Source organism: Chromobacterium vaccinii (assembly GCF_000971335.1).
In the GTDB taxonomy this organism is placed as follows: domain Bacteria; phylum Pseudomonadota; class Gammaproteobacteria; order Burkholderiales; family Chromobacteriaceae; genus Chromobacterium; species Chromobacterium vaccinii.
In genome coordinates this window covers 42,046-68,750 of sequence record NZ_JZJL01000006.1, presented here as the reverse complement: position 1 = coordinate 68,750, position 26,705 = coordinate 42,046, and the positions used below count along the sequence as shown (strand labels likewise).

Annotated in this window: 24 protein-coding genes and 1 pseudogene; 6 read left to right on the top strand and 19 right to left on the bottom strand. The window is 61.3% G+C overall.

The window, feature by feature from the left end:
* Positions 1–18: 18 nt before the first annotated feature.
* The 5 genes and pseudogenes from VL52_RS25295 to VL52_RS24970 all read right to left on the bottom strand — a co-directional run bounded on the left by VL52_RS25295 (position 19) and on the right by VL52_RS24970 (position 3,944).
* On the bottom strand, positions 19–1,266 hold the full coding sequence (locus VL52_RS25295; protein WP_235429205.1) for a hypothetical protein: 1,248 nt from the start codon (positions 1,264–1,266) through the stop codon (positions 19–21).
* A gap of 182 nt (positions 1,267–1,448) precedes the next feature.
* Positions 1,449–1,793: pseudogene (locus tag VL52_RS25655) on the bottom strand (ArdC family protein); the annotation flags it as partial.
* Entirely contained in the window at positions 1,793–2,185 is a 393-nt protein-coding gene (locus VL52_RS04540) for a hypothetical protein (protein ID WP_144410155.1), read from the bottom strand. The pseudogene VL52_RS25655 and the gene VL52_RS04540, both read right to left, overlap by 1 nt.
* A 126-nt stretch (positions 2,186–2,311) precedes the next feature.
* Complete coding sequence (locus tag VL52_RS04535) at positions 2,312–3,058, bottom strand: bactofilin family protein (protein ID WP_046155921.1); 747 nt, start codon at positions 3,056–3,058, stop codon at positions 2,312–2,314.
* Positions 3,059–3,113: 55 nt separating this feature from the next.
* A complete protein-coding gene (locus VL52_RS24970; RefSeq protein ID WP_046155920.1) occupies positions 3,114–3,944 on the bottom strand; it encodes a hypothetical protein in 831 nt (276 codons plus the stop codon).
* Between the two features lie 135 nt (positions 3,945–4,079).
* On the opposite strand from VL52_RS24970, the gene VL52_RS24965 reads away from it, so the two are divergent.
* Complete coding sequence (locus tag VL52_RS24965) at positions 4,080–5,096, top strand: prepilin peptidase (RefSeq protein ID WP_160298913.1); 1,017 nt, start codon at positions 4,080–4,082, stop codon at positions 5,094–5,096.
* Positions 5,097–5,194: 98 nt separating this feature from the next.
* On the opposite strand, the gene VL52_RS04520 is transcribed toward VL52_RS24965, so the two are convergent.
* From VL52_RS04520 to VL52_RS23100, 13 genes are all read right to left on the bottom strand, one after another.
* Positions 5,195–5,893: a hypothetical protein gene (locus VL52_RS04520; protein WP_046155919.1), complete on the bottom strand. Its 699-nt coding sequence runs from the start codon at positions 5,891–5,893 to the stop codon at positions 5,195–5,197.
* A 31-nt stretch (positions 5,894–5,924) separates the two neighbouring features.
* Positions 5,925–6,437, bottom strand: coding sequence for a hypothetical protein (locus tag VL52_RS04515; protein WP_046155918.1), 513 nt, complete (start codon positions 6,435–6,437; stop codon positions 5,925–5,927).
* Between the two features lie 549 nt (positions 6,438–6,986).
* Complete coding sequence (locus VL52_RS04510) at positions 6,987–7,310, bottom strand: hypothetical protein (protein ID WP_046155917.1); 324 nt, start codon at positions 7,308–7,310, stop codon at positions 6,987–6,989.
* A gap of 828 nt (positions 7,311–8,138) precedes the next feature.
* A complete protein-coding gene (gene pilV / locus VL52_RS04505) occupies positions 8,139–9,518 on the bottom strand; it encodes a shufflon system plasmid conjugative transfer pilus tip adhesin PilV (RefSeq protein WP_160298912.1) in 1,380 nt (459 codons plus the stop codon).
* A complete protein-coding gene (locus VL52_RS04500) occupies positions 9,518–10,465 on the bottom strand; it encodes an ATPase, T2SS/T4P/T4SS family (protein ID WP_046155915.1) in 948 nt (315 codons plus the stop codon). The genes pilV and VL52_RS04500 overlap by 1 nt, the downstream gene beginning before the upstream one ends.
* A gap of 49 nt (positions 10,466–10,514) precedes the next feature.
* On the bottom strand, positions 10,515–11,108 hold the full coding sequence (locus VL52_RS04495; RefSeq protein ID WP_046155914.1) for a type 4 pilus major pilin: 594 nt from the start codon (positions 11,106–11,108) through the stop codon (positions 10,515–10,517).
* A 70-nt stretch (positions 11,109–11,178) separates the two neighbouring features.
* Positions 11,179–12,279: a type II secretion system F family protein gene (locus tag VL52_RS04490; RefSeq protein WP_046155913.1), complete on the bottom strand. Its 1,101-nt coding sequence runs from the start codon at positions 12,277–12,279 to the stop codon at positions 11,179–11,181.
* Complete coding sequence (locus VL52_RS04485) at positions 12,273–13,787, bottom strand: hypothetical protein (protein WP_144410153.1); 1,515 nt, start codon at positions 13,785–13,787, stop codon at positions 12,273–12,275. Before VL52_RS04485 ends, VL52_RS04490 begins: the two co-directional genes overlap by 7 nt.
* 284 nt (positions 13,788–14,071) lie before the next feature.
* Positions 14,072–15,814: a GspE/PulE family protein gene (locus VL52_RS04480; RefSeq protein WP_082113622.1), complete on the bottom strand. Its 1,743-nt coding sequence runs from the start codon at positions 15,812–15,814 to the stop codon at positions 14,072–14,074.
* A gap of 27 nt (positions 15,815–15,841) precedes the next feature.
* Positions 15,842–16,258 carry a hypothetical protein gene (locus VL52_RS04475; RefSeq protein WP_144410152.1) on the bottom strand — a complete coding sequence of 139 codons (417 nt, stop codon included), beginning with the start codon at positions 16,256–16,258 and terminating at the stop codon, positions 15,842–15,844.
* On the bottom strand, positions 16,248–17,525 hold the full coding sequence (gene pilO2, locus VL52_RS04470) for a type 4b pilus protein PilO2 (RefSeq protein WP_046155909.1): 1,278 nt from the start codon (positions 17,523–17,525) through the stop codon (positions 16,248–16,250). Before pilO2 ends, VL52_RS04475 begins: the two co-directional genes overlap by 11 nt.
* A gap of 1 nt (position 17,526) precedes the next feature.
* Positions 17,527–19,167, bottom strand: a complete 1,641-nt coding sequence (pilN, locus tag VL52_RS04465) for a PilN family type IVB pilus formation outer membrane protein (RefSeq protein WP_046155908.1) — start codon at positions 19,165–19,167, stop codon at positions 17,527–17,529.
* 11 nt (positions 19,168–19,178) lie between these two features.
* On the bottom strand, positions 19,179–19,631 hold the full coding sequence (locus VL52_RS23100; RefSeq protein ID WP_052729129.1) for a toxin co-regulated pilus biosynthesis Q family protein: 453 nt from the start codon (positions 19,629–19,631) through the stop codon (positions 19,179–19,181).
* 187 nt (positions 19,632–19,818) lie between these two features.
* Between VL52_RS23100 and VL52_RS04455 the strand changes: the two genes are divergently transcribed.
* The 3 genes from VL52_RS04455 to VL52_RS04445 all read left to right on the top strand — a co-directional run bounded on the left by VL52_RS04455 (position 19,819) and on the right by VL52_RS04445 (position 22,567).
* On the top strand, positions 19,819–20,538 hold the full coding sequence (locus VL52_RS04455) for a DotD/TraH family lipoprotein (protein ID WP_046155907.1): 720 nt from the start codon (positions 19,819–19,821) through the stop codon (positions 20,536–20,538).
* Positions 20,539–20,619: 81 nt separating this feature from the next.
* On the top strand, positions 20,620–21,138 hold the full coding sequence (locus tag VL52_RS04450; protein WP_052729126.1) for a lytic transglycosylase domain-containing protein: 519 nt from the start codon (positions 20,620–20,622) through the stop codon (positions 21,136–21,138).
* A 151-nt stretch (positions 21,139–21,289) separates the two neighbouring features.
* On the top strand, positions 21,290–22,567 hold the full coding sequence (locus VL52_RS04445; protein ID WP_046155906.1) for an O-acetylhomoserine aminocarboxypropyltransferase/cysteine synthase family protein: 1,278 nt from the start codon (positions 21,290–21,292) through the stop codon (positions 22,565–22,567).
* A 64-nt stretch (positions 22,568–22,631) separates the two neighbouring features.
* Here VL52_RS04445 and VL52_RS04440 read toward each other — a convergent pair whose 3' ends face one another.
* A complete protein-coding gene (locus VL52_RS04440) occupies positions 22,632–23,534 on the bottom strand; it encodes a L,D-transpeptidase (protein WP_046155905.1) in 903 nt (300 codons plus the stop codon).
* A gap of 139 nt (positions 23,535–23,673) precedes the next feature.
* Here VL52_RS04440 and rlmD point away from each other — a divergent pair, with 139 nt between their 5' ends.
* Both rlmD and VL52_RS04430 read left to right on the top strand, forming a co-directional pair.
* On the top strand, positions 23,674–25,218 hold the full coding sequence (gene rlmD / locus VL52_RS04435) for a 23S rRNA (uracil(1939)-C(5))-methyltransferase RlmD (RefSeq protein ID WP_046155904.1): 1,545 nt from the start codon (positions 23,674–23,676) through the stop codon (positions 25,216–25,218).
* A 265-nt stretch (positions 25,219–25,483) separates the two neighbouring features.
* Complete coding sequence (locus VL52_RS04430) at positions 25,484–26,674, top strand: NupC/NupG family nucleoside CNT transporter (RefSeq protein ID WP_021475700.1); 1,191 nt, start codon at positions 25,484–25,486, stop codon at positions 26,672–26,674.
* Positions 26,675–26,705: the final 31 nt, after the last annotated feature.

Sequence of the window (26,705 nt, the reverse complement as noted above, 5' to 3'; positions counted from 1 at the left end):
GACGGGGATAAGGTCGGATCATGCCACGATGTAATCTCCGTCGATGACTGATTCGATGAAATCGAAAAACCTGGCATGACTCAACACCCGCCGCCTGCCGCTGGCCAGGCGCACCACCCAGCCTCCTCCCGTCGACTGCGCATGAATGCAAGCCGGACCTTCCACCAGCTTGAGTCTATCGCCGACCTTCGGTTGATAACCCACCAGCGGCGCGAAATAGCCGGCATAGCCGCTGATTTCAGCCGCGCTCGGCTCAAAATCTGGTTGAAAATCCACGCGCCAGCCCGCCGCCTCCGCCTCCGCCAGCAAACGCTGGGCATCGCCGTCTTCCCCGTCCTCATTGCACGACAGATAAACCATATCGGGGCTCATGCGGGAATTTTCATCGACAATGCGATCCGCCATGCCCAGAGCGATCAACGCGCCATGCCGCACCCCGAGCCAGCTTCCGTTTTCGCTCCGCAGCGGCTGTGCCGACAATCGCCTCTGCTGCCCGGCGCCAGGTTCGTCGGCCAAAGGCCGACAACCGTTTTCCATATTGATTGCCGACGTGGCTCTCATCTGCCTCCGCAAGCCATCGTCGCGCTCCAGAAAACTGAGCACGACAGCTTCCCGCTGTTCCAGAAAGCGCGACAACAGTTGCCGGCCAGTCAGTTTGGCATCATCGAAAGCGCCGGATTCGATGTTTTGCCGAACCCAGGCCTGGAATGCCTGGTGAATCGCTTCGTCAGTGCCGGACAACACCTCCTGGCAGCCAAAATGCGCGGACAGGCATTGCGACAACTCCTCCGCCGTCAGCAAGGACGCCTCCATCGATAGCGCGCCGCGCGTGGCGGCCCGAGCCAGAACGGCGCCGTCTTCCGGCGGATGCTCCGGCGGCTTGATGCCAAGCTGCGAATGGCGTCGAATAAAGTCATCTTCGTCCGTCTGGAGGCGCGACAAGCTGGGCGAATGCCGGCAAAGCCAGGCCACGATGCGTTCCGCGGCAGCCGCCGCGCGAAAAGCCTCAAGCGGATCAGTCCGGAGGCACTCTCCCCAAGACGCGAGATCGTCATCCGCGTCCGCTGGAAGCTGGCAGCCGCACCCAGCCAGATCCGCCAGCCAAAGAGCGGCGATGTGCGCGCGGACCGCAAGCCCGGCCTCGCCATGCGGACCTGGCGGCGGCTGACACGCGCGCCAAAATGCAATCCGGCGCAAGACCTCCCCGGCATACGCCCGCATATCGGCAAAACCGTCCGCCGGCGCAAGCGGAATCGCGTAGCCCATGGCAGCCCCCCCCCTAGCTCCCGCGCGACGGCATCGACCAGTTGCCGGAAATACTCGTCGCCGCCGCCTCTTCTCCGGGTGGGTTCGGCCAAGGGCGGCAAGCCGGCAACGTCCGCGCCATTGAAAACGGAACAGCCTTTCAGAACATGGGCCAGCCCGCCCGCCCCCTCCCGCTCCGCGCCGGATGCCTTGCAAACCAAGCGCCCCGCGGAGCCTGGAATGGGCCGGGCATAGATAGCCAGCCCCGCCTGGGCGCCATCGGCCAATTGAATCGCTTCGCCCCGCTGCTCGATCTGCCTCCAGCTAAGCCAGCGGGGATCATCGCTGCCGGACGGCGCCACCATTTCCAGCAGCAAACGGTTGATGCCCTGGTACCTGGCGCCGGAGAAGGGGTTGAACGGCGCCGCCAAAAAGCCTCTGCCGCCGCTGAACCAACCCTGGCCCTCGCGCGCCAGCTCGAGATGGCGATCAATCGTCCGCGCAGCCTCTTCAACGTAACGGCGTTGCCTGAATTCGCGCGCGCCCATTACGCGGACTCCGCCTGATACAGGCCGCTGATCGACAGATGCAGCCCTGCCCTCGCTCGCCCCGTCATCGAAGCAAGCGTCTCCAGTCCCGCCAGGTAATCCGCTGATATCTGCGCGAACACCGCATCCCCATCCGCACGGGACATCGCAGCGATTGCGGCAAGCCCCTCCTCCCCCAATGGCGAAAAATCCACTTCATGATCCTCCGCCAACAGCAACAACATGCACATCCGCTCAATGGAAGCCTGCATGAATGGAAGAAATGACCAGCGCGCGTCCTCTTCGTCATCCTCGGCCTCGGCCGATAACCCGCCTTCCAGCCCCAGATCCGCAACCTCCATCGCTGACAACGCATCAGCAGGCACTCTCAAGGGGAATCCCTCTTCACGCATCGCACGCCCCACCCAAAACATAAATGTAATTTTTATAAGGAAAATCAGAATACCCAGTCATCTGCCGCGGCATGCTCTGGACTCAGGAAAACTCGCCCGCTTGTTGCCACGGGGACCATGCCGCGCCTAAGCGCTCGCCGCCAGCGAACGCACGCCCGGCAGCATTTCGCGCTCGATCTCCAAACCGCGGTACAGGCTTTCAATATCCACCGTCTCCTGGGCCGGAATCATTGCCGCCATCCTGGCCAATGGCGACACGGGCGCGGGCGCCGGTACCGTCGACTCAACCGGCAGCACGGGGATGGAATCGGCAACAGACTTGCCTCCCTCCAACACACCAAGCCTGTCTCCAGGATGAGGTGGGTGGTCCAGCAAGGCGATCTGCTCGACCCGCCGCACCATTCCCGATAATGCCGACCCGATGTCCTGGCGCAAGGTATGACGGTAATTGACGGTACCGCTGACTTGCGCGGTCGGCATCAGCAGCACGTGGTCGGCATAAATGTCGCCGTCCAGATTGCCGGCCACCACTACCACCCGGGCATGCAGATCGCCGTCGACATCGCCCCCCTGGCTCACGATCACGATGGGATCCCCGCCTTCGACCGCGCCGTTCGGCATCAGGCTGCCGACGACGCGGCCGGAAACCTTGACGCCCCTGCCAATGAAAATATCGCCATGAATTTCCATGTCGATTTCGATCAGGGAGCGGATCTGCTCCCGAGTGATGGTCGGCGAGCTTCCTTTCAGCGTTTCGCTGATGGCCTCCTCCGTCGGGCCAGCCTCCTCTTGCGCCCGCTCTGCTTGCACAGGCGGATGCAGCTTGCTGACGGCGTCATTGCCCAACAGCATTTTGGCGAAGAATTTACGCATGACTTAACTCCTTGTATGCCAAGCCGGGAGACTTGAACTCCCGCCTGCGGCCCGATTAGAAACCAACTTTGTAATGCCCGCGGTCCGTTTCCACGGTCTGAGCTTGCTGATCAATGCGCTGAATCACTTCGTCATTCTTGAAACGATCGCCAACCTGCAATTCAGCCATCGCGCCATTGGCTCTGCGCACCCACACCGATGTGGAGGACATGCCCACGACCTTGCTCACATCGCGAGAGGCGCGGGGCTTCTTCCCGACTCCGCCCGCGCCCGCCTGATGCGGGCTCGCGGCGCGGCTGCGATCGGATAAGGCTTTCACTTCTTTCTCCAAGCGCGCGACCTTGGCTTCAAGACTGTCCTCCATCCGAGCAGGCTTGGAAAACAAAACCCGCTCCCCATCCGGACGATGAGTCGGCATGGCCTTGGCCGCCGGCGCAGACGCCGCCTGCCCGCCATGGCCGCCAAGCTTGGCAGCCTGCGGAGCAAGCACAGCGGGCTGAGAGCGCGCGGCGGGCATGGAAGCCTGCTGCGTCTCCAGCCGGGCCAATGGCGGAGGCGCAGCAGCTTCAGCCCGCAACGACGGCTGAGCAGGCGGAACGGCACCCATGGTAGCCATCGCAGGCTCCGTTCCTTTCGCCGCGGCCGGAATGGGCTGCAAACCGACAAACCTCTGCCAGAAGAACAAGGCCGCCATGGCCGCCAGCAACCAGCCGATCAGTACCAACAGCGCTACCTTACGCAGATCGCGGACAGGCTTGTCGCGTCTGGGCTGACTCGCCTTGCGGTCTTCGCCCTGAGAACTCCGCCTCGCATCTTCCTGTTCTTGCCCGCCGCGGATCGCGGGCGGCTCATCCTCGAAACCCAGCCGGTCCGCATCCAGCGCCAAGCTCTCCGCATCACCGAAGTCATGTGCTCTTCTCACCTTGCCCCCTCATCGCAATATGATCATTCCATTTGCAAAGATGTTATATTAAGATACATACTTAATCAAACATTACAAAAAATAAACCATAAAAAACAGTTGCCGATCATTCTGACCGCCACGCCATCCATCAAGGATGACGCCGCACCAGAGGTTCTTTCAATTGGAAACGCCATGACAATCACTCAGAAAAACCTGCTTGCCATTGGCGGCGCCATCATCGTGCTATTGATGTTGTCCTCCTGGCTTGGCCTGAACGGGTCTCGCGCCAGCCAGACAGCCTTCGCCTTGATGATATTGGGCATGACTCTGGGCAGCTTCCTCAATGTGCTGACCTTCCGTTTGCCCAAAATGCTGGAATACCGCTGGCGGATAGAGTGTGCGGATGCAAGCGGCCAAACCATCGCCCAAACCGCGGCGATGACGCTCTCGCGCCCCCGCTCGCACTGCCCCGCCTGCCAGACTCCCCTGGCGGCCTGGCAATTGATGCCCGTGCTGAGCTTTCTGCTCCTGCGCGGACGATGCGCCAGTTGCGCCGTAAAAATAAGTCCGCGCTATCCGTTGGTGGAGCTCGGCCTGGGATTAGCCTTCGCATGCATAGGCTGGAATTACGGCATCCAGCCCACCACACCTGCCTATCTGGTCCTCATATTCCTGCTGACCGCGCTTGCGCTGATAGATTGCGACGTCAAGCTGCTGCCGGACGCGCTGACGCAGGCATTGCTTTGGTCAGGGCTGGCCTGCAATCTTTTCCAGCTTTTCGCCCCGCTCCAGGATGCCGTGATCGGTGCAATGGCCGGCTATCTGGGCATGTGGCTCATTGCCGCCGCTTTTCGCCTGTGCGCAGGCAAAGACGGACTCGGCCGCGGCGACTTCAAATTGATGGCCGGCATTGGCGCCTGGCTGGGATGGCAGCAGCTCCCGCTGACTCTCGGCGCAGGAGCGATCTGCAGCGCGCTGTGCGGCGGCATCCTAATCCACTTCAAACGGATGAACCGCGACACGCCTCAGGCCTTCGGCCCTTATCTGATAGCCGCGGCCTGGCTTGCGATGCTGCGAGGCAATGAAATCATCGGCTGGTATTTCAGCCTGGTGCCCGGCCATCACACCGGATAGGCCGAACCGGCGCGATTGCGACGTCGAGGGAACTAGGGGGAATCTGGGCGGCCAAGAAGAAACCAGCCAAGCGACCGCCCAAAGAAAAACCGCCTAAGCTAGGCGGACGGCACAGATCTGGAATGGCGGGCATCCTTCATCACCTCGGTTGGCGACTCTCCAGCCAACAGCCTTCTCACAAGCTCGCGCTCAAACTCGCCCAACACGCCCATTCTGCGCTCCACCCTTTCCGCCAATCCCTTGGCCCCATGCGCCTCCTCCAGCGAGACATTGATCATCAGATCCTTGCGATACTTGGCATTGCCCCGCATCAGGAAGAAGTCCAGCAGATTGCGGTCGATATTGACCTCCTCCGCTTGCGGCGGATTCGTCTGCAGCAAACTGGCCGCCACCTTCTGCATCTCTTTGGCGGCGATAGGCGTCACATCGGCAGGGTGGATCGCCATGTCAACGACAGCCCGAGTCAATTGCGCATGGCCGGAAACCGCGGCGCGCCTGACCGCCTGAGCATCCAATGCGGTAATCGACGCGCTGCTCATTGGAAACAAGGTCGATAACGGCACCGCCCCCAAAGCATCCATCTCGGTCAGCGCCACCGTACGCAAAAAGAATTTTGCGACATTGCTCTCCGTCATCGAGGGCGGCGGTACGCCATCGACAAAGGCAAGCTCTTTCCATTCATCGAACTGCTGCCGCATCGATGCCGGCACCTCACCCTTGAAATAGCATGCTCGCAATTCTTCCGGCAGAACAACCGCAAATTGACGCTCATACACAGGTATGTTCACCGTAGACATCTGTCACACCCTTTTGCGTTAGACCCGACCATCACCGAATGACACCTTGCTCTTTGAGCGCCGGCATCTCGCCCGTAGCGACATGCTCCATCCGGGACTTCAACGCCACCAGCCGGTCCAGGCTGGTCGCGCCGGAAACGGACAAGCTAGGCATCGACGCCTGCTGCAGGACCGCCGCCTCGACATCGCTCTTGGCAACCACGAAGTTGACGATGGGATCCCGATCCGGCGAGTGGGTCTTGGAAAAACCCACGACAACAAACACCTGCCCGATAGGCACGCTCCCATCAGGATGCCGGGCTACCCCGCCCTGCGTCAGGCACACCTCGTCACCCGATGCGATGCGGCTCATATACGCCACATAACGCCTGACCTCTGCCAGGCTCATCACGCCTGCCGGCTGGAACTGCGGCATGCAGCGCTTCGCCAGACTGGATGCCACGGCCGCCGTTTCCGCGATGACATAAACAGAGGCGGAGGAAAATGATTTTTTTAGCTTTGCCCAATAGCCAGCCACCAAAAATACGCGTCCGTCATCGTACATGTCTTTTCCCTTCACTCAGTTTACCTGAGCAACCCAAGCTCCCGGGCACCACCAGGTGGTTACAGTTTCTTTTAGTTTCATTACTACTAGAGTGTACCACAAGGTCAAAAAAATTCATTTTCAAGGAATGTAAGCAATCATGAACCTAGCACTACTGAATCTTTGCTTGAATACCAATTCAATACCGATGCCAGCCTGTCGGCGCTCGGCAAACCTTGGAATTTCATCCTCCGAACCGCACAGGCAATCACCTCGCGGAATACAGGATCCACAAGAAAATACCTCACAGGGCAAGAATATTTGGATGTGGCGCGCGCCTTCTTTCCAGACGGCTGGCGATCTGCCGACAAGGTAGAGTGGCTGCGAAAAAGAGGATGAAATGGATGACTGCCTCACGCCATACGACGGAAAGCGCAAACCATCCATTGTCGCTTATTGACGGAAAGACCGGAATCCTGCCAAGAAAGGCTTGGAATCTGACGAATAACCAAGATGATCTCAGGGTCCAACCTGGGCCGCATCATCATATTCGACGCTGCCAAGCCCTCGTCACGAGCCACCTGCGACACATGTCTGCTGCAAAGCGCCCTGCAATTGGCCAACCGCGCCATCCATCCAACAGACGAAATCACAGGCGCTCACCTCCAGCACCCGCAACTCTTCGACAAAATCAGGATCATCACGATCCAGGGCAGTCCAACAGATCATCGTCTCCAAGCTATGAGTCAAATATCCATTGACCCCAACTCTCCGCGCCAGATCGTTTGCCCCATCCTGAGTCAGCACGCCAGCCTTCATCGCTTCGTCGATCAAACCAGCCAGTAGCAGGGTTTTTTGCGCAATGTCCTTCAGCACCGCTTGAATTTTCTTCATACAAAACCTTTATCACCCTTCCAACCCTATCCAAGGAAGCTTCAGCCACTGCGCCAGGTGCGATGCGACAGGCTTCCATAGCCATCATCGCCCTGTAAACACATGATTGTGCCCATCCCAGCCACCCACGCTCTCGTGGGAAATGTGTCCGCCATGCCGACGGCGCCCGATAATTTCCAATTGGCATGAAAAGTCGGCCAGCAATCGGACAATCATGCCTTTGGCAATGCAATGTTCACATAATAATTTATTAAGATACATACTTTAACACAACTTTTTAGTAAAAAAACGCCTAATAATGCACTGCAAGAAGAGCAGTTTTGCCATAAAAAACATTTTCCGCCGCTCAGGCATTTTGATGCCGAAGAATTTGCCAGCACGCAGCAACCCGCCCGCAATAATTTCATATCCGACACACTCCGCCCCGCCAATCACGAATCAACAGAAACTCGAAGCAGAATACCCATCATTCACATAGGAAATAAACTTATTCTTGTAAGTTATAATTAAAAATAATGACGCACCAACGCCTGAGCGCAGCGATCAGGCTCATTCAATGCATTAACTACAACACAGATCATTACGGAATTATTACAAAAGAAGGCATCAGATTAACTCATGCCAAAGCAGCGCAGCCATCGCACAGGAGCAACTACGGTTTGCTGGCGGAGAAGATAATAGAGAGGGGAAAAGAAAGAGCTTGGAGAGATGTCGGTCTTATGGACGCTGGTCGAGCGACGGATCAAACATTGCGCACGGAGCCATGCGATGATCCGCCGCTCAACAAGGAGCTGGCGGATCGGTTGCCGCGGCGCGGCGTTGGAATGCTTACTGGGTGCAGGTTGCCACCGCGCGCCAGCACCCGCCTTGCGCATCGCCGGTCCAGATATACCATCCCTCTCGATTGCTCAGATCGATAGGCTGCTCCTGCTGGCGCGACTTGCCCGCATCGGAATCGGGCCTCTCCGAATCGTAAAAATCCAGCGGTGCGCTTTCCTCTGGCGAAAAGGTATATTGCGCGTAATTGCGCTGTCCCGGGGCAAGAAACGGCGGCCAGCCAGTAACATAGTATCCTCCCGCGACCAATCGGAAACCCGCAGGACAATAAGCGATGGATGCTTGACTGGGCGACGTACGAGTAGCATGGAAACCACAAGCTTCTGCCAGGGCCTTCACCGTTATGGTTTGCGAAAATCCGCCAGGATGCCAACGTTTCGACTGGCAAGAGAGCAAAGCGCCTTTGCTGGTGCGCGCCACTAGTCCATCCGGATCGCAGCTCTCCCCTTCAACCGCCATCCCGCCCAATTGCACATACTCTTTGGTCGAGATCCGCCCTGCGGCCGACAATGTTCCCACGGAGGCTGCTCTGCCTATGATCAAATTTCCTAATGCGGCGATATTGCCGAATGTATTGAGACTTTCAGTGGTGGTCACGCTGCGCATCTGCAGCGATCCCTCCCCTTTGATATCCTTTACATCATTGATGCTGTTGGCTCCCATATTGAGATTGCCCGTCATCGGCCTGGTGCCGTCCCGCCGCAGAAACTCGTCGAAATCCGCGCGCAGATAGCCTCCTCTGACCGCGACAATCCCCCCAGGCGCGTCTTTCACAGGATTATCCAGCGTGACAATCGACGTGCCGGCGCTGTCCGGAAAAGTCAGCTTGCTGTTATCGGGCAGGATGGATACGCCGCCATTGATGCCTATGGTTCGCGCCGCAGCCGCCGCAGCCATGTAATCAACCCTGTCGATCGCGCCCGGGTAGGGCAAAAGCAGCGGCTTGTCGACATAAGTGAGTGCGTTGACGTTGCAGGCTTCCTTGACGTTGCACTCGCTGCCTTTGCGCAGCTCGATCCGATAGCTGCCTCTGGGAACAGCCGGCGGCCTATCGCCAAATCCGCTCATGCCAGCGAATTTGGCGATCTCGGCGGCGGTGGGACGAATCGTATCCGCGGCGATCTGCTCCCCATTCACCACCAGCGGCACGCGGCTGGATGCGAACAGCGCGTCGACGATCTGGGGATGGTAGTGAACGACATAGCTGTTCACCCCCTTTCCCAATTCGGCCAAAGCGCCGCCCAGTATCTGACCGCGGCTTTCCCGCCACTCGTTCACCTGGCGCACGCCCCAATACGCCAGGCACATTCCGATCAGCGCCACGGCGATGGCCAGGCTGATCAACAGCTCACCCGACTGTCTATTGCGCATCATCCCCTCCCGCTCTGGATATTCATGCGGCGCTGTATGTCAACCTCGCCTTCCAGCCGCGCGTACTCGCCTTTGCTGATGAACTGATAGACATCCTTGCGCTCGCGCACATCCAGCGAACTCACTTGCGGGATGCCGCTATCCAGACGCTGATGGAACACCATGCGCAAGGCATCGGCGATGAACTTGTCCGCCTGGCTTTCGCCGCCGGCGCGCGCCAGCGAAGCCAGCCGGCGCAGGGCGGAAGGAATATCTCGCGAGTGAATGGTGGACAGCACCAGATGGCCGTCCACCGCGATCCGCAGCAGCTCCGCGGCGCTGTGTGGATCACGCACTTCGCCTATCATCAGCATCGAGCGGTCCCGCGAAGGAAAGGAACGCAAAGAAGTGGTGATCGCCTCGGCGAAGCGCCGGTCGAACTGAATTTCCCGTCCCGCGCTGCAATCGGTCACATCGATCTGCGTGCAATAACCGTCGCCGTGCCATCCTTCAATGACGATCTCCACCGGATCTTCCACCGTCTGGGCGAAGCCGCCGAACATCTCCAGCCTGGACACCAGCATCGCATTCAAGGTCGTGGTTTTGCCGGAGCCGGTCAAGCCGGAAAACAGTACCAGCCCGCCGCTTTTCTTCAACTCGTCCGACAGCATCATGTTGACATGGCAATCCAGCAAACGCAGGTCGCCCAGCCTCGGCGCCTTGTTCATCACCAGCCGGCAGGCGTAGCGGTACGGCTGCATGCGCTGCACCCGCCAACGCAGCCCCGCGGTGATGACTGTGAAACCGGTTCGCTGCCCCACCTCCTGTTGTCCATTCAGCACCGCCTCGGTCAACCTCATCAGGAAAGGCTTGTATTCCTCGCTGGGACGAATCTGCCCGGGAAACAGCACGCTGGATTGCCAGTCGCGCACATGCAACTGGACATCGGTAATGATCTGTTGCGTCATCGCTTGGGTACTCTCGCTGCCGCCCCGCCCATGGACGGGGCATGCCCTGTCACTTGGTGAACTTGAAGTTGATCGTTACGGTTTGCCCATCCCCCCCTCCTTGGCAAAACTTGCCCAGCTTGAGTACATCCAAAGCTTGGCCTTTGGTCATGTCTTTCACAGCGTCCGCGCCTATCGTGATCTTGGTGAACAAGGCCTGAACATTCGGTATCAGCTTGGCGCAGGCATCGCTGGAATAGCCGGCCGAGGTGATTTCAATGCCATCCTTGTTGTCGCTGGTGCCAAACAAGTTGACGGGGCTCCAGTCCACCGTGCCGCCAAACCGGTTCAGGATGGTTTTGCCATCGCTGCCGATGCGATCCGGCGGGGACAGCTTGAGATTGATGGCGGCAGTCGTATCCAGTTTCGAGCTATCAGCACCGCTGCCGAACACGCGCAGGGCATTCGAAACCGCCTGCTGGATATCCGAGGTCTCCGAGTTGACCTTGATGTTGGTCATCACGGTCGGCACCACCAAGAAACCGACGGCCAAAATGAAGGCGATGATGCCGACGGCGACGGATAGCTGGATCAGGTCGATTCCGGCTTGATGTTTAAGCGCCCCGCTTCTGGCCGTCAGTTTTCTTTCCGATGGATTCTTCACGATTCTCTCCAAATTATGATTAATAAAATACCATTTATAATGAACAATTTATTTTTGTCGCCGAATAAGCTCACCCTCCGCTGGTCATTTGTTGAATCTGATTGCTCGCCTCCAGCGCGGTCATCATCATCCCGGCGATCGTCAGCAGGATAAAGCCGCCTACCATCACCACCAGGATGTTTCGGATAATGGCCGAGCGCTCCTCGATCATGGTCGAGATGTCTTCAATGGTGCCCAGGCCGATCTTGCGAATGCCATCCTCGAAGTTGCTGCGCTCGGCGTACTCGGATATCCGGTCAAAAATCTCTTCGGAAAACAAGCCGGTATCCATCGCTTTCAGAATGCTGCGGTTAGCCGTCAGCGATACGCGGATGCGCGCCAGATGCCAGCGCATCCAAGGCGTGGCGGCCTGCTCCAGCAACAGCACCGCGTCGAACACCGCGGTGTTCGCTTGCGCCAACGCCGCCAAGGACACCAGGAATTCGCTGGCCTTCAGATCGCGATACAACGAATAAGGCAGGTAGCGGTCAAGACGGCTGCGCAAAGGGCTGGCCCAGCGCGGCAATGACCAGAAATAGGCGCAGGTCAGCACCGTCGGCAAGCCGTAGATCAGAAACCAGAAATCCCGGATCGCCGCCGACAGGTAGTACAACACCTTGCCTACCAGCGGAAACCGCTCCGCCGGCATGATCTGCTCCATGATGGGCATCATTCCGACGGCCACCCCCAACTGAACGGCCGTCATCAGCAACAGCAGGAAAATCGGCAGCGCCACCGCCAGCTTGATCGCCCTGGCGTTCTTCTCGCGGATCTTCACCACCTTGGACAGAAAACGCAGCGCCCCCGGCAAGTCGCCGCGTTCCCCCGAGCCGATCACCATCAGGTCATCCGCGGGAATGGTGCCCTCCCAGGCGCCGCGCAGATTCATCGACGCCGCCCGTTGCCGCCAATGGGCGAACAGCGGCGCCATCGCATTGCCGCGCTCGCGCGCCAACGCGTGCTTCTGGGAAAACAATTCATAGGGGTTGGCGCCATCCTCGATCGAATCGGCCAAATCGCCGTAAAACTTTGCGCGCAGCTTCAGAAACTTTCTCTTGGCTCTGGCCAGGCCGGCATGATTCGCATCGCCAGCGGCGGCAAGCCCGAACAGCCTCTTCAGCGGACTCAGCATCCCACGCTCCCCGCGGCGAGATAATCCACGCGACCGGACATGATCGCCTGCAACAATTGCGCGCTGATGCGCAAATCGGGCCGCAACCCCTTATCCGCCAGCTCCGCCGGCATGTCGGCCAATTCTCGCTGCAACAGCCTGCCGTCCCACACCTCGCTGAACCATGCCTCGCCGGCATAGCCATTGCCGCAGCAAGGCGTCTTGGCGTTTCGCGTCCGGATATTGCCAAAATCCACGCTGCGGAAATTGCTCACCCGCTCAGCCAGCGCCAGCGCCGCCAGTTCCGCGCCGACCGGCTCGCAGCACAGCGGGCACAGAGTAGGAACGCGAATGGCATGAACGCCCAACATCAGCCGGCCCCTGGCCCAGTCATGCTGCTCGGCCAACAACGCCATCAGCACCGACTCCGCGGTGGCGTTCTTGCCGGGATAAACCGCCAGCACCGGCGAAAAACCAGCGCGCAGTTGACTCGGGGAGGGATCGATCAACACCGTCGGCAGGCCCGCGGCCGGCTTCTCCGCCACCCTCACCCCCTGTCTCCAGAGCTCGGCCATCAACGCCGCCGCAGCCGCCCGGGCCATCTCTCCGGCGACAAACACGATCGCCCCGGTTCGGCGCAACTCCGCAACCAACCGGGCGATCGCGCCGCGATCCTCCAGCCCAAATGCCGACAAGGCAGCCGGCTTGTTGCGCCCCCCACCCTCGCGGCGGCATTCCGCCGCCCATACGCCAGGGTCACCCAACTCCGGCACGCTGCCCCACATCTCCAGAAAACGCGCGGCCGGACCGGGTTCCAGCACGGCCACCGCCTCCATGCCGAAGGAAGTCTCCAATAAAAACAATCGCTTGCCATCAGCCATCGGCGCGGCATAGGCGCGCGTCGCGTCGGCGATATCCGCGGCGTAGGCGATGTCCGGCTCGGCCACGATTTCTTCCCACAGGAAGCGGCGCGCGGCCCAGCGATACGCATAGGAGGCCAGCAGCAGCACCCGGCAAGATTGCCCCGCCGCATCGAGCTCGGCATGGATCTCCGTCACGTGGCGCACCGCATCGTCTCTCGCGCCATCCACCACGATCAGCGCCCGCGTGCCCATGGCCGCTCCTTTCAGATAGAAATAACCGTCGCGACCCAGTTGATCGCTGCGCCGGGTCGCCTGCGGCAACTCGCTGCGGGCGCTCAGCGGAATTTTCGCCATCTCGTCAAAAGACTGGCAGCAGACTTCCACCGGCCAATGCGCGGCCGCCTGCGCCGCATGGCAATCGTCATTCACCAGCCCCAGCGCATCCAGATTCTGAAAAACTTGCCGCGCATCCCGGCCCAGCAAGCCGCGCTCCACCGTCCGCCGCGCCCATAAAGGCACCGGCAGATCCTGGCGGCCTTCCTTGGGAGACGCCGGCGCGCCGGGCGGGCTCGCCAATTGCACCAGCGGATCGCGATACCCCATGTCGAAGACCTCGGCCGACCCTGCGCTCTCGCCGCGCACCTCCAGCGCCAGGCGGTGCAGCAAGGCCCTCCGTTCTTCGCTCAGTCCATTGGCGCGCTTGACCGAGGGCGGCGTCGCCGGCAGCGGCGTCAATAGCTGCCGCTCATCGTCCTGCGCTTCCTCCGCCGCCTCGCGCGTACGCCAAGCCTCCTCGGAAACCGCAGGCTCAGGCTCAGCGCCCCAAGCCGCCGCCGAAGCCTTGGCCGCAGCTGGACCCGACGCGGCATCCCCTGCCGCGCGGCCATGACGAAACCTGCCCAGCAAGCCTTTGAAGACATCCTCACCATTGCTCATATTCGTTCCTTCCATCAATCAACTAGGCTCAAGGGACGATATTTCTTGAGCTTGCGGAATGCCGACTCCACATCGCGCGGATCCAGCAGCCCCCGGGACATTTTGTAAATGGCATGCTCCATCGCTGTCTTCCCCAGCATCACGCCATCGTAAAGCTTGCCGTTGCTCTTGGAACGCCAGTACCTTTCCGCCTCCCAAAAGCGGCCGTCGCGGATCATCGGCAGCATTTCCTCGGTCACTTCGCACACCTCCGCCACCACGGTCTGGCCGGAGGTGCCCAAATGGCGGCATTGCGGGCAGCCCGCCCCCTCCACCCGCACTTCGCCGATGTCTATGCCCAACGAGGCGATCACCATCAGATATTCATCATCCAACACGTCGGTGGCCATCAGGCTGCAGGCGGGGCATAGCACCGGCACCAGCTTCTGGTATACCAGCGCAGTCAGGAAGTCCGGGGCCGCCAGCGCATGGATGGGAATGCCGATTTCCTCGTCGGACAGCCGGGGAATCACGCCAAAGCCGCTGGAAGCGTGCACGGTGGACAACACCTGATGGCCAGTCTGGGTCATCGCCTTGGCGAAAGAGCCGGTTTCGGCGTCGCGAATCTCGCCGCTCATCACCTTGTCGGGATCGCCGCGCAACAACACCTTGGCGGCGGCGCCGAACGCCGTCTCGCTGCCATCTTTCCTGGCGTCCTCGGCTTTGCGCTGGATCGGTATCTGCGTGACGTGCGGCTGGATGTATTCGACTGGGTCCTCGATCGAAAAGAATTTCTTGCCCGAGCTTCGCTCGTAAGTCATCAGCGTTCTCAGCGTGGTGGTCTTGCCCGAGCCGGTTTCGCCGGCGATGATGGTCAGGCCCGGCGAGCGGTAGACCGCATCCTCCAGCACCTCAACCTGGTCCGCCGAATATCCCAGCTCCAGCAGCGTGAGAATGTCTTTCTCCACCGCCTCGTTCAGCAGAATCCGCAGAATGACGTCGACGCCGCGGTTCTCCTTCACGCTCTGAAAGCGCAGTTGGTAATTGCGCCCATGGACGCTCAGATTGATCGAGCAGCTCTGATGCTTGTTCTCGTCGAAATGGTTATGGCTGCGGCTGCTGGAGTCCGCGCGCGAGTTGTACGCTGTTGACACCGCGTCCATCATGGCGTTGAAGTCCCGCAGCAGCCGGTCCTTGGGATCGCTGTCCCTCAGCTTGCCGTGGATGCGATAGCGCACCAGCACCTGGGTGCCTTCGCGAAATTCGAAGTGGATGTCGGTAGCCCTCAGATCTATCGCCTTTTCGATCACCATGTCGAAATTGCGATAACCGCCGGTCTTGGCGTCTCCATTGCGTTGGCCTGCGTCTCCGCCGTGCTGCTGCAGCTGAGAGTGCATCAACAGGATTTCCTCCATCCCGCCGACAAACACCCCGTAGCAACTGAGCTTGGTCCGCGCGCGAACGCCCGCATCGAACCGTTGCAGCAGATCGCTCTGCTGCAGTTGGCGATAGCCGGCCTCCTCCAACAACAGGATGTACTGCCTGGCCTTGGCCGAAATCAGCACCAGCGCGCTGTTCTCATAGCCGGACAAGACCAGTTCACCCTCCTGGCGCCAGCCGTGATGCCGAATGGCCTCCGACTTGAACGTCGAGATTCTCCGAACCGGCAGCGCCGGCGCGGCGGATTGCGCGCGCGCGCGCGTTGCCGGTTCGGCGCGCCGCGAGGGCGCCGGCTCGGCGCCTGGTCGTCCTCCCATTTCCGCAAGCCACTTCCACATGACGGAACCTCCCCCGCTTCCGCGCGCTTACCGCCGCTCGGATGTCGCGGTCCCGGCATCCATCAGCAACCGTGTCCGTCTTCCGCCGCGGGCGACATCGACATAGTCGTCTCCCACCGCCAGCACTTTCCAGGTCAGCAGCTTGTCTCCTTCCCTGACCATCTTGCCGTATTTGCCGTCCACCAGCAGATAGGCCTTGCGCACCGCGCCATTGCCCTGGATGAACATCACATCGAAGGTTTGCGCGGCGCCGCTCCGGCCCGGCAATGACGCGGCAGGGACCGCCGCGCCGGGCATCGGCAACGGTGGCATCGTTCCCGCCGACGGCATCGCCGCGGCCGGCGCCGCCATGCGCGCGAGAGAACTTTTGGCGAATGTATCGATCGTCTCGGCCGCAGCGAATGGCGGCAGAACCAACAGCAATGCAAGCAATTTATTGAACATAAAACGTACCTTTTGCCGAGAATTGCGGGCTCTCGTCGCTCAGCGTCACCGCTATCTCATCGATGGCCATATTCCCGGAACGCTCCATCAGTCCCGCCACGGAATCCAGAAATGCGAGATGGCCCTGCATCGTCCAAGCGCCCTTGGCCACTTGGGGCGCAGCCTTTTCCTTCTCTGTGAGCCCTGCGGGAAGCGGCACCAGGGGCTCGGTCTTGTCCAGCGTCACCTGCAATGCCTTATCCCCGGCTTTGCCGGACTTGCCGTAATCTTCCAGCGCCTGCATCCTCACGCCGGTCTTGAGATAAAACTGCGTGATCGGAACCGGCGTCACTTTGTCGGCGACGGCAGTGAACGCCACGTTTTCCAACGCCGCGTTCATTCCCTGAAACTGGATGCGCGGCCGCTGCGCCAACAAGGTGGCGAAACTCCCGCCTTCGCCGCGCTGCCAGAGCGCTTCGCAGGCCGCGGCCTTGCATGACAGTCGCGCCATCTTCCAGCCGCCGGTTTCCCTCGGCAGCTGCAAAATGGCAGCCTGCATGGTTCGGGCATACCCCGTGCCACGGCTCAGCGATGGGGACTGCAACGCCGCCTGCGTCTGCGCGCGATACTCCGCCCCCTGGTCCGGCCGTGTAGTTGCGATGGCGGCAAGCTTGGTCTGCAGCTCTTGCTCTCGTCCGTGCATCCACCACTTCACGCCGCCGCCCACGCAGGCAAGCGCCACCGCCAGCAGCGCGGCCACAACCATCCGGCTGGGGGGCAAGGGACGCAGGCGGTAGGCGGCCATCGCCTCCCGGGTCAGCGAGCCGGCGACCTCCTCTAGCCTGAGCTGTCGGGTCGTCTCCAGTTGGCCATCGGCGATATCGCCAAGAATCGTGACGCCGGTTCCCACTTCCTGAATGAACTGCCGCGCGGCCTCCGTCGCATCCTCTCTGGCGACCAGCCGGTCCTCAACCGGCTTGCCGTCATGGATGCCGATCAGGATCACCCTGTCCGCGTCATCCGGATCGCTGTGCAGAAACAGGATGTTCTGGTCGTCAGAGCTTTCCCGCAGCAAGCCGGCCAGGGCGAAGAACTCGGACTTCCGCCTCCGGCCAGGCAAGGAAGCCAGGCCAACCACCTGGGATCCGAGAAGATTGCGCAGCACCAAGTACTGCCTGGCCCCTCTTCTGGCGGCAAGCTCCCGTACCTCGTCGGATTCCTTGCTCAGGCCAAGCAAAGCCTCCCACTGCATTCCCACCACCAGATTGCCGAGCAGCACTCTGGCCATATCACACCCCCTCGGTCAGCTGGGGGGAAATCACGACGATGGTTTCCTCATCGTCTTGCGAAGCGGACTTGGTGCCGCCCTGGTAGGCGATGACGCCATTGCGGTTGGTTTTATTCTGAGCCTGGCGGAAACCGCTCAGGATCAGGGTCTGCCCCGATTTCAGCGAAGCCCGCTGCATGGTTTGCACCGAGGTGGTGATCGGCGTCTGAATCGAGTTGTCGCCAGATGAGACCTTGTCCAGTTTCTGCAGCTGGGACAAGTCGATCTGGATCTGCAGCATCACGCTGCTGTTGTCCAGCAAAGTGGGCAGCAGGTTCATCACGAAACCGGTCGTAACCAAGCCTGGCTCCAAGCCAACGCTGGGCGCCGAACCGCTCACCCCCGGCGTGGAGGTGATCCGGGCCAGGTATCCCTGATTGCTGGTCACCGCCACCGGCGCCGGCTGATTATTCAAGGTGACCACATTGGTGTTCACCACGGTGCTGACCCGACCCTGCTGGCTGAGCGCTTGCAGCAGAATCCGCGAGCCGTTGAATTGGCCTGAATTCATCGTGACGCCGAACACCCCGCCATTCGCCTCAGGTTCTCCCGCCATCTTGAAGGTGCTGCCCCAGCCGCTTTGCGCCGCCCGGTAAACTAAGTTCCAGTCGATGCCGGCAGAGGATTTCTCCGTCAAATGCACGGAGAACACCTGAACCGACAAGCTGACCTGGCGCCCCAGCACCGCGTTCTCGCTGTCCACGTAACGGCGCACGCGCTCGACCACGTCGGCCGAATCGGTGACGGTGATGGAACTGGTCATCTCCGAAGGCATGGCCTTGCCCAAAGGCGACAGCATGCTGTTGACCGTGTCGCTCAGCTTGTCCCAGTACCTCATCTCGGAACTCATGCTGACCGAGGAGTCGGAGCCGAAACTCAAAGCGGAGCTGCCGCTGGCGCCGCTTGAAGACCCACCTGTAGTGCTTTGCGAGCTTTTGCCCACTTTCGCCGAATAGCTGGAGGCGCCCGGCATGGTCTTGATCTGGAACGTCCGGGTGATCAGGCGCGAGAACTCCACCGCGCCATTGCGGTAGCTCCAATTGGTGCCGGTCCTGTTCGCCACCGCGTCCAATAGCCCATGCAGGGTGCCGGCGTAATTGATCTGGGCGCGCGGCTCCCCCTCCGTTATCGATATCGCGGCCGCCGGCCCGGCCAAGGGATAGGCGCCCGCGCCCATGCCGTACGGCAACGGCGCCGAAGCGGGCTGCGCCGCCGGATTGGGCGATGGCTGGCCGCCGGCTGCCGCCTTAGCCGGGGACACGCTGAAGATATCCCTGGCCAGCCGTATCGTAATGCCTTGTTCCCTGGCGATCTGCTCCGTCACCAACGACAAGGGCAGCGCCCTGCCGGAAGAAAAGCTCGCCGCCTGATCGAACCGCGTCGGCAGCGCATCCGCCTCGTCCAGCACCACCGACCGCTGGGCGAACCATGCACCGCCATCCCTTTCCACCAGCGCCGACGACGGGTACGCCAGTTTGGCCTCTGCATTGCGCAGCGCATTTTGCGTGTCCGCGACCCTGTCATCGGTGCTGCGCAACAGCCCTGGCGTGCCGCAACCGGCAAGCAGACAAAGCCCGCCAACCGCGATCGCAATTTTTTTCATCGCAAGCTTCCTCATCGTGTCGCGTGAATCACCCGAATGACCTTGTTGGCCTCATAAATCTTGATGCGCACCGGCGAGTCGGTGTTCTGCAACGACTTGGCCACCTGCTCCATCACCTCGAGAAAGGTTCCGCTGAAGGTTGCGGGGTAGTCGATTGGGAAGTCGCGCTCCAGCTCCCAGGCCAGCACCCAGCCATTCGCCTTGGCGAAATCGCGCAAGGCGGCGGAAACCCGCCCCTTCCCCGGGATCAGCCTGAGCGTGCCGCGGCCGGCTTCAGGTTCCGCTGCCCGCGCCGCCGGAACAGGATCGTTCGCCAGCGCTTCCGCGAACGTCCCACTGCCGCCATTGAGGCTATTCAGTTTCTTCTCGATCTTTCCCGAGTCATCGCCCAGGTAGAGAAAACCCGCCTGCGCATTCGCAATCAGCGCCAGGCCGGATGCAGCCATCACCACGTTCCACTTCATAACGCCGCCTATAAATTTACTTTAATACATATCATATCAAACCATTTATCAGACAAGCCAAGCACAAACGCCGCCCTCCGCCCAGCAGGGGCACCGGCAAAGCCTCGGCAGGAAAATATCCGCAGCACTATAGCATAGTAATTTTTTGTTTGATATAGTTAGTATTCAACTAAATAAAAACCAAGACATGAACACTACCAAGACATTGATGGCCATCGCCACCGCCCTAGCCATGACAGGCTGCGCGCTGCCCGTCGCCAGGTCGCCGGGAAACAGCGCCGAGCTGAACATGCTGGATAAGGCACTGGAAGGCGCCTTCCTCATCCCGCCGACAACGAGCCGGACGACAGCCGACGCAAGCGACGGCAACAGCGCGCAGATGAGTAAAAGCCGCCTGTCCCGCAAGCCGGACGACAACTTGAATCGGCTCTACTCCGCCGACTACAGCGGCCCGCCCAGCGGCATTCTTCAAGACATTGCCGATACGGTGGGCTGGCGCTTCGAACAACGCGGCGCCCCCGACGCCAACGCCGTCGTTCGCGTCAGAAGCGCGTCTCAGCCGGCAATGACAGTTTTGCGCTCGATCGGCGAGCAATTTCCCTATGCGCTGGTTGTCGACGAGCGAGCCAAAAGCATCTTGCTGGACTACACCAGGCTGATTATCGACCCCCAAGGCGCCAGCAAGCCGCAGACCCAGAAGTACTCGATGGATGGGGGCATTTTTTCCAGCCGCCGCCTTGCCGCGCGGATCGCGGATGACTACAAGCGCAAGGGATTCGACTGCCAGATCAAAACCATCGGCCGCAAATTCCAGATCCAGCTCGGACCTTTCACCGACGACGGCAGCGGCGAACGCAAAGTGCGCGATGCCCTGGGGCCGCTCAAGCGAGTCAGCCAGGCCGCCTAAGCGCCCCGCACGGGCGTTACCGATGAAAACAGGAGATTGGGCAATGCCTGGGCCAACCATGGGCGCAACGCAATGAAATCAATGTCAAAAACGCAATCACCGCCTCGCCGGCTTCGACTCTGCTGGCTGCCGCCGCTGGTCGCGGCGCTGCTCGCGCAGTCCGCCCTGGCCGACGCCCCCCCCGAACACTTCAACATCCAACGCACCGCCAATTGCGCGCTGGACGCCTCGCGCCGCTTCAGCGTGCCCTACCTGCTGCTGATGGCGCTGAAAGTAAAGGAATCCGGCGTCCAGTTCAGCAATCCCTACATCACCGGCCGCAACCGCAACGGCAGCAGCGACATCAGCTACTGGCAGATCAACGACAACTGGCTGCCCAAGCTGGCGCGCTACGACATCGACCGCGCCCGGCTGTACGATCCCTGCGTCAATGTCCAGGTCGCAGCCTGGCTGCTCTCCTCCGAAGTGAGGCGCACCCGCAGCTGGGAAGCCGGCATCGGCGCCTATCACAGCCCCACCCCGAGCAAGGCCCAGCCATACGCTGCCCACGTCTTGAAAATCTGGGCGGAACTGCGGCGCAGCCATCCTGGGTGGAACTAGACAGAACAAGACTAATCGACAATGGATTAAATAGATTCAAAAGTTATATCCGCCATCATCGATATCTCCTTGTGGCAAGCGCGCGGCGGCATTAAGGTAAGCGATCATGACAAGCGCCTGCAGCCACCCGTCCACTCAACCGGAGCCCACGATGAAACTGGAAACCCTCGCCGTCCATGCCGGCTATAGTCCCGACCCGACCACCAAGGCGGTGGCGGTGCCGCTGTACCAGACCACCAGCTACGCCTTCGATAGCACCCAGCACGGCGCCGACCTGTTCGACCTCAAGGTGCAGGGCAATATCTACACCCGCATCATGAACCCCACCACCGACGTGCTGGAAAAGCGGATAGCGGCGCTGGAGGGCGGCATAGGCGCGCTGGCGGTGGCGTCCGGCATGGCTGCGGTCAGCTATTCGATCCAGACCATCGCCGAATCCGGCGACAACATCATCGCCACCCGCACCCTGTACGGCGGCACCTACAACCTGTTCGCCCACACCTTCCCGCAGCTGGGCATCGAAGTCCGTTTCGTCGATTACAAGGACCCGGCCGCGATCGCCGCGCTGGTGGACGAGCGCACCAAGGCCGTGTTCTGCGAATCGATAGGCAATCCGCTGGGCAATGTGGTGGACTTCGCCGCCTTCGCCGCCGAGGCCCATCGACACGGCCTGCCGCTGATCGTCGACAACACCGTGCCCTCGCCCTATCTGTGCCGGCCGTTCGAGCACGGCGCCGACATCGTGGTCCACAGCCTGACCAAATACCTGGGCGGCCACGGCAACAGCATAGGCGGCGCCATCGTCGATTCCGGCAAATTCCCGTGGGGGCAACACAAGGCGCGCTTCAAGCGGCTGAACGAGCCGGACGTCAGTTACCACGGCGTCAACTACGTGGAAGCGCTGGGCGAGGCCGCCTACATCGCCCGCGCCCGGGTGGTGCCGCTGCGCAATATGGGCGCGGCGCTGTCGCCGTTCAACGCCTTCCTGATCCTGCAGGGCATAGAAACGCTGGCGCTGCGGATGGACCGCATCTGCGACAACGCATTGAAAGCGGCGAGTTTCCTGAAAGAAAGCGCGGCGGTGGAGTGGGTGGAGTACGCCGGCCTGCCGGACCACCCCAGCAAGCCGCTGGCCGACCGCTACCTGGGCGGCCGCGCCTCCGGCATCCTTTCCTTCGGTATCAAGGGCGGCGCGGCGGCCGGCGGCCGCTTCATCGACGCGCTGCAGCTGGTGACCCGGCTGGTGAATATCGGCGACGCCAAATCGCTGGCCTGCCACCCCGCCACCACCACCCACCGCCAGCTGTCGCCGGAAGAACAATTGCAGGCCGGCGTGCGGCCGGAACTGGTGCGGCTGTCGATCGGCATCGAGCACATCGACGACATCCTGGCCGATATCGGCCAGGCGCTGAAGGCCGCGGCGCAGTAAGCGCGCCGCCAAACGCATCCGGGCCGCGATCGCGGCCCGGATTCATTGACTCAAACTAGCGGACTCAGCCCGCCTTGGCCACAGGCCGGACCCGCTGGCCGGCCCTGGCCGACGGCGGTCCCGGCTGGCGCTCGTTCTGCGGCTGGCTGGCCGCCGGCGCGGCGGGCGCGGGCGGAACCGGCGGGTTCATCTTCGACAACCAGGGCAAGGCGCTCAGATTGCCGTTGATGTCGGTTTTGGCGCTCTTGCAGCTCAGGCAAACCGGCTTGCCGTCGCGCTGCTTCAACGCATTGTCCACCCGCTGGCCGAACAAGGCCTGCTGGTGCTGGCGCTGCCAGGCCAGCAGCGTATCCGCCAAGTACGGCAGCGAGGGATCGCTCTGCCGGTAGTGGTTGCGGTAGACGGTCAGCCACAGCTGGCCGGCCTCGTCCTCGCTCAAGATGATGGTCTGGTAGGCGACGGTGACCGCGTCGCCGCGGCTGACGGTGCCGGCCAGTTCCAACGCGTCGTTGTTGCGCAGCCGGACACAGCCGTGGCTGCGGAAGCCCGGCACCGAGCCCGGCGCGTTGGTGCCATGGAAGCCCAGGCCCAGGCTGTTCTCGCCGAAGCGCACGAAGACCGGGCCCAGCGGATTGTTGGGACCCGGCGGCACGACGGTCTGCACCTCCTTGCCGTTGCGCCGCATCTCTTCCTGGATGGACTTGGGCACGTGCCAGCTCGGCGCGCGGTAGATGCCGGTGATGTCGAAGCTGCCGGTCGGGGTCTGGGTCAGCATCTTGCCCACCGCCACCGGGAAGATCCGCGCCAGTTTGCCGTCCTGATACAGGAATAGCCGCGCCTGCGGCAGATTCAGCACCAGGTGGCGGCCTATGGGATTGACCGCGACATCCGGCGCGGGCATCACCGCCGCTTGTACGGGAACAGCCAGCCACCATCCCAGCGCCAGCACCGACAACCGCTTCAACATACCGCACCTTCTGTAACCATGATTCACAGTCCTGATTCTAACAGAAAGGCGGCTAATTCCGGGATCGTAAAAAAACCAGCAAGAATCGCCGGTTTTTGAGAAAATCCGCGTTTTACCGTTTGATTTTGCAAGCAAGACGATGACGCACGCACAGACTATTGCCCTGGTCGAATCGCTGGACCACGAAGGCCGGGGGGTCGCCCACGTTGACGGCAAGACCATCTTCATCGATGGCGCGCTGCCGTACGAAAAAGTTGTCTACAGCAGCTACCGCAAAAAGCCCAGCTACGAAAACGCCAACACCTCCGCGGTGCTGAAGGAAAGCTTTATGCGCGCCGAGCCGCGCTGCCCGCACTTCGGCGTCTGCGGCGGCTGTTCGATGCAACACGTGGAATTCACCGCCCAGGTGGCGATCAAGCAGCGCGTGCTGGAAGACAATCTCAAGCGCATCGGCAAGGTCAAGGCGGAACGCGTGCTCACCCCCATCGCCGGTCCGGCCTGGCACTACCGCCACCGCGCCCGCATGTCCGCCCGCATGGTGGCCAAGAAGGGCGGCGTGCTGGTGGGCTTCCATGAGAAAAGCTCCAGCTACATCGCCGAGATGCGCGAGTGCCACATTCTGCCCAAGCACATCTCCGATCTGATCATGCCGCTGCGCGCGATGATCGCCACGCTGTCCATCAGCCAGCGCATGCCGCAGGTGGAAGTGGCCGTCGGCGACAAGCTGGACATCCTGGTGTTCCGCAATATGGACGCCATCACCGACGCCGACTTCGCCATCCTCAAGGCGTTTTCCGACACCCACGGCACCGCCGAGCGCCCGCTGCAGATCTGGCTGCAGCCCAAGGGCCCGGAAACCTGCTACCCGATCTACCCGCTGGACGCGCCCAAGCTGACCTACAGCATGCCGGAGTTCGCGGTGGAGATGCCCTATTACCCCACCGAGTTCACCCAGGTGAACCCGCAGATCAACGCGGTGATGGTGGCCCGCGCGCTGAAGTTTCTGGACCCGCAGCCGGGCGAGCGCATCGCCGACATGTTCTGCGGCATCGGCAACTTCACCCTGCCCATCGCCCGTTCCGGCGCGATCGTGCACGGCATGGAAGGCAGCCAGCCGCTGGTGAAGCGCGCGGTGGAGAACGCCACGCACAACCAGTTGCAGGACAAGGTGAGCTACGAGATGGCCAACCTGTTCGAGGTGACCGAGGAGTCGTTCGCGGCGCTGGGCCATTTCGACAAGATGCTGGTGGATCCGCCCCGCGACGGCGCGGTGCAGCTGCTGAAGGCCATCACCGAGGACACCGCGCCCAAGCGCATCGTCTACGTGTCCTGTAACCCGGCCACGCTGGCGCGCGACGCCGGCATCCTGGTCAACACCAAGGGTTACACGCTGAAGGCGGCCGGCATCATCAACATGTTCCCGCACACCGCGCACGTCGAGTCCGTGGCCTGGTTCGAAAAGACCAGCCCGTGCAAGACGCGCAAGGAAGTCGAGGAAATCGAGGCGATAGAAGCCGCCGAACGCGAGGCCGCCAAGGCGGCGCGCCTGGCGGAGGAAAACGCGGAGAAGGAAAAGAAAGCCGCCGAGCTGACGGAGAAGGCCGCCGCCAAGGAAGCGCGCCGCGCGCATTACTTCGCCGAGCAAGCCCGCCGCGAGGCGGAGGAAGCCCAATCGGGTCAATAGACATGAAAAGCGGCCCGCCCCAGGCATGCGCCGGGGCGGGCCGCTTCTCTTTACCTAAAGACAGATTGTTTGATCTAAAGACAAGTATTATTCTCTGCTTCAGCGCATTGTGCTCACGCCGATGGCATCCGCCCCAAGCGCATGCCGCCCGGCGCGGCGCTGGCCGCATTTTATAAAAACCGGCATACGGCCCGCGGCATCAGGCGGGACCGGAACCATGCTCGATACCTGCCTAGGCAGGGGGAACCCACAAAGCGACTTCATCATGCATATCGTCCAATTCATCATCGGCCTGATCGTGGTACTGGCCCTCACCCAGCTGGTTGCCCGCGACCGCAAGAACATCAAGATCCGCTCCGTGATCCAGTTGCTGGTCATCGAGATCGCCCTGGCGTTCTTCCTGCTCAACACTACCTATGGCCTCGCCATCGTCGGCAGCATTTCCGGCGTCTTCACCAAGCTGATGGACTTCGCCGGCGAAGGCACCAAGTTCGCCTTCGGCGGCATTCAGAACAAGGATGAATTCAGCTTCTTCCTCAACGTGCTGATGCCCATCGTGTTCATCTCGGTGCTGATCGGCATCCTGCAGCACATCCGCGTGCTGCCGGTGGTGATCCGCGCGATCGGCTTCGTGCTGTCCAAGATCAGCGGCATGGGCAAGATCGAGTCGTTCAACGCCATCAGCTCGATGATGGTCGGCCAGTCCGAAAACTTCATCGCCTACAAGAACATCATCCACACCTTCGACGAGAAGCGCATGTACACGCTGGCCGCCACCGCGATGTCCACCGTGTCGATGTCCATCGTCGGCTCCTACATGCAGATGATCGAGCCGCGATTCGTGGTGACCGCGCTGGTGCTGAACCTGTTCAGCACCTTCGTCGTGCTGTCGCTGATCAACCCCTACGACAGCGCGCTGGGCGAGGACGAGCTGATCAGCAGCGACGCGCACCGCGTGTCCTTCTTCGAGATGCTGGGCGAGTACATCCTGACCGGCTTCAAGATCGCCGTGATCGTGGCCGCCATGCTGGTCGGCTTCATCGCGCTGATCGCCTGCGTGAACTTCATCTTCACCGCCATCTTCGGCATCAACTTCCAGACCATCCTGGGCTACGTGTTCTGGCCGTTCGCCTGGCTGATGGGCGTGCCTAGCCACGAAGCGCTGACCGCCAGCAGCATCATGGCCACCAAGCTGGTGACCAACGAGTTCGTCGCCATGCTGGAACTGAAGAACCAGGCGGCGCACCTGTCCAGCTACACCCGCGGCGTGCTGTCCATCTTCCTGGTGTCCTTCGCCAACTTCAGCTCGATCGGCATCATCGCCGGCGCGGTGAAGGGCCTGGACGAAGAGCGCGGCAACATGGTGTCCCGCTTCGGCCTGAAGCTGGTCTACGGCTCATCGCTGGTGAGCATCCTGTCGGCGCTGATCGCCGGCCTGGTGCTGGCTTCCTACTAAGCCCCGACCGCCCCGCCAAGCCGCCCGCCCC